The organism is Protofrankia sp. CiP1_Cm_nod3 (assembly GCF_982290655.1).
The window spans coordinates 1-6,402 of the sequence record NZ_CEVIVD010000159.1; the positions used below are offsets into that span (position 1 = coordinate 1).

General features: G+C 72.2%; 6 protein-coding genes. 2 read left to right on the plus strand and 4 right to left on the minus strand.

All coding sequences use genetic code 11. The annotated features are described in order from the left end of the window. Together AC5LUJ_RS20850 and AC5LUJ_RS20855 are read right to left on the minus strand one after the other, a co-directional pair. Positions 1-822, minus strand: an 822-nt coding sequence (locus AC5LUJ_RS20850) for a redox-sensing transcriptional repressor Rex (protein ID WP_493465569.1), incomplete at its 3' end; no start/stop codon positions are given. A gap of 217 nt (positions 823-1,039) precedes the next feature. Next, complete coding sequence (locus AC5LUJ_RS20855) at positions 1,040-1,444, minus strand: glutaredoxin family protein (RefSeq protein WP_250281996.1); 405 nt, start codon at positions 1,442-1,444, stop codon at positions 1,040-1,042. A gap of 657 nt (positions 1,445-2,101) precedes the next feature. On the opposite strand from AC5LUJ_RS20855, the gene AC5LUJ_RS20860 reads away from it, so the two are divergent. Continuing rightward, entirely contained in the window at positions 2,102-2,950 is an 849-nt protein-coding gene (locus AC5LUJ_RS20860; protein ID WP_250281995.1) for a sigma-70 family RNA polymerase sigma factor, read from the plus strand. Positions 2,951-3,389: 439 nt separating this feature from the next. Beyond that, positions 3,390-4,292, plus strand: a complete 903-nt coding sequence (locus tag AC5LUJ_RS20865; protein WP_250281994.1) for an HAD family hydrolase — start codon at positions 3,390-3,392, stop codon at positions 4,290-4,292. 192 nt (positions 4,293-4,484) lie between these two features. Here AC5LUJ_RS20865 and AC5LUJ_RS20870 read toward each other — a convergent pair whose 3' ends face one another. Beyond that, a complete protein-coding gene (locus tag AC5LUJ_RS20870) occupies positions 4,485-4,775 on the minus strand; it encodes a hypothetical protein (RefSeq protein WP_250281993.1) in 291 nt (96 codons plus the stop codon). 3 nt (positions 4,776-4,778) lie between these two features. Further along, positions 4,779-6,239: a 1-acyl-sn-glycerol-3-phosphate acyltransferase gene (locus tag AC5LUJ_RS20875; protein WP_250281990.1), complete on the minus strand. Its 1,461-nt coding sequence runs from the start codon at positions 6,237-6,239 to the stop codon at positions 4,779-4,781. Between the last annotated feature and the right edge of the window lie 163 nt (positions 6,240-6,402).

The window sequence follows — 6,402 nt, forward strand, 5'->3', positions numbered from 1 at the left end:
GCCCACCAGCGGGCCGTCGGCGCCCCGCGTTCCCGGTGCCGGCGGCCCGGTGGGCGCACGGGTCACCACGGCCAGCCGCGGGTCGGCGGGCTCACCGGGGCGGCCCGCCCGGCGGCCGGGTGGACGCGTGGGTGCGGCCACACCGCCCGTGGCCGGCGCCGAACGCTTGCGAGCCTCGTGGAACGACAGGATCTGCAGTTCCACAGCGAGATCAACCTTGCGCACGTCCACTCCCACCGGCACCGACAACGCGATCGGCGCGAAATTGAGGATGCTCGTGATTCCCGCGGAGACAAGGCGGTCACACACTGCCTGCGCGGCCGCGGCCGGCGTGCAGATGACACCTATCGTCACCTGGTTGCGTTCGACAAGTGCTTCCATCTCGTCGAGCGGGCTGACCGCGACGCCGCCGACGGACTCGCCGATCCGGTCGGGATCGACGTCGAGCAGGGCGACCACCCGGAATCCCCGGGAGCGGAAGCCGGCGTAGCCCGCGAGCGCGTGGCCGAGGTTGCCGACCCCGACCAGCACGACCGTCCGGTCCTCGGTCAGCCCGAGCTCGGCGGCGATGCGGCCGAGCAGGAAGTCGACGTCGTAGCCGACGCCACGCGTCCCGTACGAGCCCAGGTAGGACAGGTCCTTGCGGACCTTCGCCGAGGTCATGCCGGCCGCCTTCGCCAGCGTCTCGGACGAGACCGTGCGGACCGCCCGGTCGGCGAGCGAAGTGAGGACCCGCAGGTAGAGCGGGAGGCGGGCGACCGTCGCCTCGGGCACGGACGAGCGTCCACGGGCAGCGCCGGCCGCCCGCCGAAGCTCAGTCATGTACGGCTCCCGCCCCACTCAAGACGCCCGGCCGCCGACGACGCCGGGCGCGCGGCCCCACAGTGCTCCGCTACCAGCTCCGCGGCGGGCGCCACGGTCGGTCTCGCGGTCGAACGACGCCGGTGGACGGCTGTCGGGGCGAGTTTACGACCTCGTGAAGGACTTCACGAAGTTGACATGATCTTGCACTCGGGTACGCCACGCGGCCGGCCCGTGATCATTTCTTGGACCGCCCCCAGCGGCCGACGGTCAACGCGCGCCGTAGACGGGCCTCCTCGACCCGCCAGTAGCCGTGCTCCCGCCCGTCGACGAGGATCACCGGGACCCGGTCGCCGTAGGCGTCGGCGAGCTCGGCCGAGGTGTCGACGTCGGTCTCGGTCCAGCCGGTGCCGGTGTCGGCCGCCACCCGGGCCACCGCGGCGCGGGCGTCGGCGCACAGGTGACAGCCGGCCCGGACCAGCAGGGTGATCCGTCGATCCGCCGCCCGCGCGGCACCGCCAATGGCGGCGGCGCCGCCGGTGACGTCGACGTCCGCCCGTACCTCGGCGCCGTCCACACTGGCACCGCCGTGCACGCTGTCAGCGCCACCGCCGGCGCCTCGACCCGCGGGAACCCTCGTCATCGCTGCGACCATCCGCTTCGATCATCATTTTCGATCATCAAAAGGCGCCGGGGCCGAAAAGATCCCCCGCACCGGGCAACAAAGCCGGAAAAGCACTTCGTCCCAGCACATGATGACGACCGTGCATCTTCACCTCGCTCCCCATGCCCGCCGGCAGGTCGTTGGCTACACTCAACTTTCCAAAGGGTTCCGGAGGATCAAAGGTAGCGCGATCATGCTCTTCACGCGCGCGGAGTTCCTGTCGAATCCGGGAGATGCGACGGATCCAGCTCCCCGGACGACTCGATGACGCCGCCCGCGCGGGAGGGGCGCCCGTCGGATCGCCACGGGGTCCCCTGGTCTCCGATCCGCGGGTTGCCGACCAGGCCCGTCTGATGGCCGTTGACACACCTCGACGCCCCTGACCCGAAAGGAGCAGGAAGCGGTCGCGTCGCCGTCGGCTTCGTCCGACCTGATCCGACACCCACCGGAGAATCCCGGTTCTCGAGCGGGCCACACCCCGCCCCGCCGGGCCTCCTCGATCTTTGGAGCCAGCATGCCCTCCGCCCTTTCCCGAACGTCGCGGGGGCGTGGAAGCGAGGACCCCCGCCCGGTGGACGGCCCGAGGCCCGGCCCGGTCTGTGCCGTCTCCCGCGGCGCCGCGGACCGATCACCGACGTGAACCCGCTGTGGGCGCAACCAGCTCTCGATCTCCGCGGCCGCGCGGCGCTGTGCGCCGGCTCCGCCCAGGTCGTGATGCCACGTGCCGATCCCACCTGTTGCCCGGCGCTGCGCGCCGAGCTGGCCCGCATTACGATCATGCTCCGGGCGGCCACGCCGGTCGGCCCCCCCATGGCCCACTCGGCGGGAGGGGCCTCGCCCGGCCAGCGGACGGCCCAGTCCACCTCCCCCGACGGCCTGGCCGGCCACGGGATGCCCGTCCCCGACGAGTCACCGTCGAACGCCCACCGGCCGGACGCCGAGCTCGCGGACCTGGTGCGCAGCGCCCAGCAGGGCGACGGCGAGGCGTTCGGGGAGCTCTACGACCTTTACATGGACATGGTCTTCCGCTACGTCTACTACCGGATAGGCAGCCGGACAGCGGCCGAGGACATCGTCAGCGAGACCTTCCTGCGCGCGCTGCGCGGCATCAGGACCTTCACCTGGCAGGGGCCTGACATCGGCGCCTGGTTCATCACCATCGCCCGGAATCTGATCATTGACTCCAGGAAGTCCCGACAGGCCCAGCTGGAGTTCCCCACCGACGACATCCTCTCGGCGGGGCGGGATCATGTCGTGTCCGGGCCGGAGGAGTCGGTACTGGACGTCATCACCGGCCGGGCCCTCATGGACGCCGTCCGCACGCTCAGCCCCGACCAGCAGGAGTGCGTGGTGCTGCGCTTCGTCGAAGGGCTCTCCGTCCGGGAGACCGCGCTGGCGATGGGCAAGAACGAGGGCGCGATCAAGGCTCTCCAGTACCGGGCCGTGCGCGCCCTGGCCCGGCGGCTCCGGGAGAACCCGGCCTGAAACCATTCCCGGCGCCACGGCCGGCCCGGTCCGGTCCCCAGTCCGGTCCGGGTCCGGTCCGGGTCCGGTCCGCCACTGCCGGCGTGGACCCGGTACAGCCGGTACGACCCGGCGCAGCCGGCGCGGCCCGCCGCGGGCATCCCCGGGTAGCGCCGCGGGCGGTGGCCTGCCAGGCGCCGGCCGTACACCCGGCGGACAGGCTCCCGGTGCCGCCGCGGGCGCTGGGCGTCCCGGGTACCCGCGGGCCGCGGATGCGCTGGTACACCGCCACGGGCCGTTCGCACCGTACGCTTCGCACGTCAACGCTTCTTCCAGGTCACCGTGACAGCACCCAGGTCACCGTGACAGCACCGTGACAGCTCCCGGATCACCGTGACAGCTCCCGGGTCACCGTCACAGCACGCTCCTTCCCCGCGCCGCGCACGCCCAGGAGATCATGATGCGGTTTCGACCACGCCCGCAACGGTCGGCGGACGACAAGGCCCGCGCGGCGGATGCCGAGGCCGCCGCCACCGCGGCCCTGAAGGTGGCCGCCGACCAGACGGCCAAGGCGCCGCCGGACCCGACCGCGGCGGCCTTCTTCGACGTGGACAACACCATGATGATGGGAGCGTCGATCTTCTACTTCGCGCGCGGGATGGCCGCGCGCGACTTCTTCCAGTCCCGCGACCTGCTGCGGTTCGGCTGGCAGCACGTCACCTACCGGGTTCTGGGGCAGGAGAACACCGACGGGATGCGCGACGTCAAGGAGGCCGCGCTCGCGTTCGTCGCCGGCCGTGAGGTCGCCGAGATCGTCCGCTTCGGCGAGGAGATCTACGACGAGCGGATGGCGGAACGGATCTACTCCGGCACCCGGGCCCTGGCCGAGCAGCATCTCGACGCCGGGCAGCGGGTGTGGCTCGTCACGGCCACCCCGGTGGAACTCGCCTCGGTCATCGCCCGGCGGCTCGGGCTCACCGGCGCGCTCGGAACGGTCAGCGAGGTCGTGGACGGACGTTACACGGGCCATCTCGTCGGGGAGCCGCTGCACGGCCCGGCCAAGGCAGCCGCGGTACGCGCGCTCGCCGAGCGCGAGCAGCTGGATCTTTCCCGGTGCTGGGCCTTCTCCGACTCGATCAACGACCTGCCCATGCTGTCACTGGTCGGCCACCCCGTCGCGATCAATCCTGACCCCGACCTCAAGGCCGTCGCCCGGGAGCGGGACTGGCCGATCAAGGACTTCCGCACCGCCAGGAAGGCCGCCCGGATCGGTGTGCCGACAGCGGCCGGGGTGGGCGCGCTCGCCGGCGGGGTGGCGGCCGGCATGGCGCTGCGCCGGCGCTATATCGGCGTGGCCGGCTGACCACCGAACGGCCCCGCCGTCCCTCGTCCTTCCGGACAGCCCTGCCACCTTCTTCTCGGACGCTTCTCGGACGCTTCTTGGACGCTTCTTGGACGGCCGACCGGACGCCTATCGAACGGCCGGGCCCGACTGGACAGCGGGCCGACGGGACGGGCCGGGCCGGCTGGACAGCCGAGACCGGGGCCGGGGCGCCTACCGGCGGCCGCTGGGCATGCCGGGATCGTTCGGCGTGCCCAGCCGGGTGGTGCGTCGGGCCCGCTCCGGCGGCGGCTCGGGCCGCCGGGCCACCCAGGCGATCGACAGGACCGAGGCCACCTCGATGACGGCCAGCCACACCGCCAGAAAAAGGTCATCTATGACGACCAGGACCGCGACCACGGCGGTCACCGACAGTACATATCCGGCGACGATGCCGCGGCCCACCCAGGTCCGCCGCGATCTCGCACGCCACCAGCCCACCCGCTGCCCGTCCACGGTCGTCACGGGTCAGAAGAATACCGACCGGCGCTGCATCAGCAGCCCGTAGAGGGAATGCTGAATCGTCTCCCGGATGCGGTCCGTGAGCTCGAACACCAGCATGGGGTCCTCGGCGGCCGCCGGGTTCGGTGATTCCGTCTCCACCGGTTCGCCGAACTCGATGAACCATTTCGACGGCAGCGGTACCAGGCCGAGGAGACCCAGCCACGGAAACGTCGGGGTGATCGGCAGGTAGGGCAGCCCGAGCAGCCGGGCGAACGTCCGGAAGTTCCCGATCATCGGGTAGATCTCCTCGGCCCCGACAATCGTGCACGGGACGATGGGGACGCCCGTGCGCAAGGCGGCCGAGACAAAACCTCCACGGCCGAAGCGCTGCAGCTTGTAGCGTTCGCTGAACGGCTTGCCGATCCCCTTGAAACCTTCCGGCCAGACCCCCACCAGGTGGCCAGCGGCAAGCAGCCGTTCGGCGTCCGCCTGGCAGGCGAGGGTGTTGCCGGTCTTGCGCGCCAGCGGTGCGAGGAACGGCATGGAGAACACCAGGTCCGCGGCGAGTATCCGCAGGTGCCGGTGGGCCGGATGATGGTCCATTATCGCCAGCGAGGTCATGATCGCGTCCAGCGGCAGGGTACCGGAGTGGTTGGCCACGATCAGCGCGCCGCCGGTGTCCGGAACGTTCTCCAGACCGCGCGTCTCGACCCGGAAATAGTTCTGGTAGACCGGACGCAGCAGCGGCGCGATGACGTTCTCGGTCAGGTCCGGGTCGAAACCGTGCTCGTCGACCACGTAGTCGCCGGTGATCCGGCGCCGCAGGAACGCGAGAAAGCCCGCGAGCGCCCGTTCCAGGCTGCCCGCGTTGGCCAACGGCTCGGACGGCAGTGCGGACGCCTGCCCGGCGCCGACGTCGTCGGCGGGAGCGGTCCGGCCGGAAGCAGCCGCCCGCTCCCCGGAGGCCCACGTGTCACCGGCCTCCGCGGTGGAGAACTCCCCGGGCTCCGGCGGTTCCCAGGATGCCTGGGGCTCCCTGGGAACCGCCGGGCCCCGCGCGCCGGCACCGTCAGGGCCTGCCGCGCCGACGCTGTCCAGCCGGGCGCCGACGCGACGTGCCGGCTCCCGGCCATGCGGCGCCAGCTCCCGGCCATGTGGGGGACCGGTGTCACGCCAGCGCTGGCCGCCGAAACGCTCCGCGTCCGTCTCCGTCCCCGCCGTCCCCGCTGGCGCGGTCGGCGCGGTCGTGGCTGAGGGGGGCGGATCGTTCCGGCGCGGGTCCGGGCCGGGGCCCTCGGCCCGCTGGGGGCCGGCGGCGCTCCCGCCGTCGGCCGGCCCACCGGCGTCGGTGCCGCTCACGGCGACCGGGTCATCGTGATCGCCCTCTGCCGGGTCCCGCGGCCGGGAACGGCGTTCCACCGCGCCACCGCTCGCCCTGACGCGGGCGTCCTTGCTGCCCAGCGGGATGATGCGCGCCTCACTCACATCCGTGACCACCTTTTCGCCGGACTTGCCCTGATACTCTGCGTGAGTCGCATACTCTGTGTGAGCTGGTACCCTGCGCGAGCTGGCCGATACCCTGTGCGAGCCGGCTCTGCGGGGGCCGCCCTGCGTGGGCTGGCCCTGCGTGGGCTGGCCCTGCGTGGGC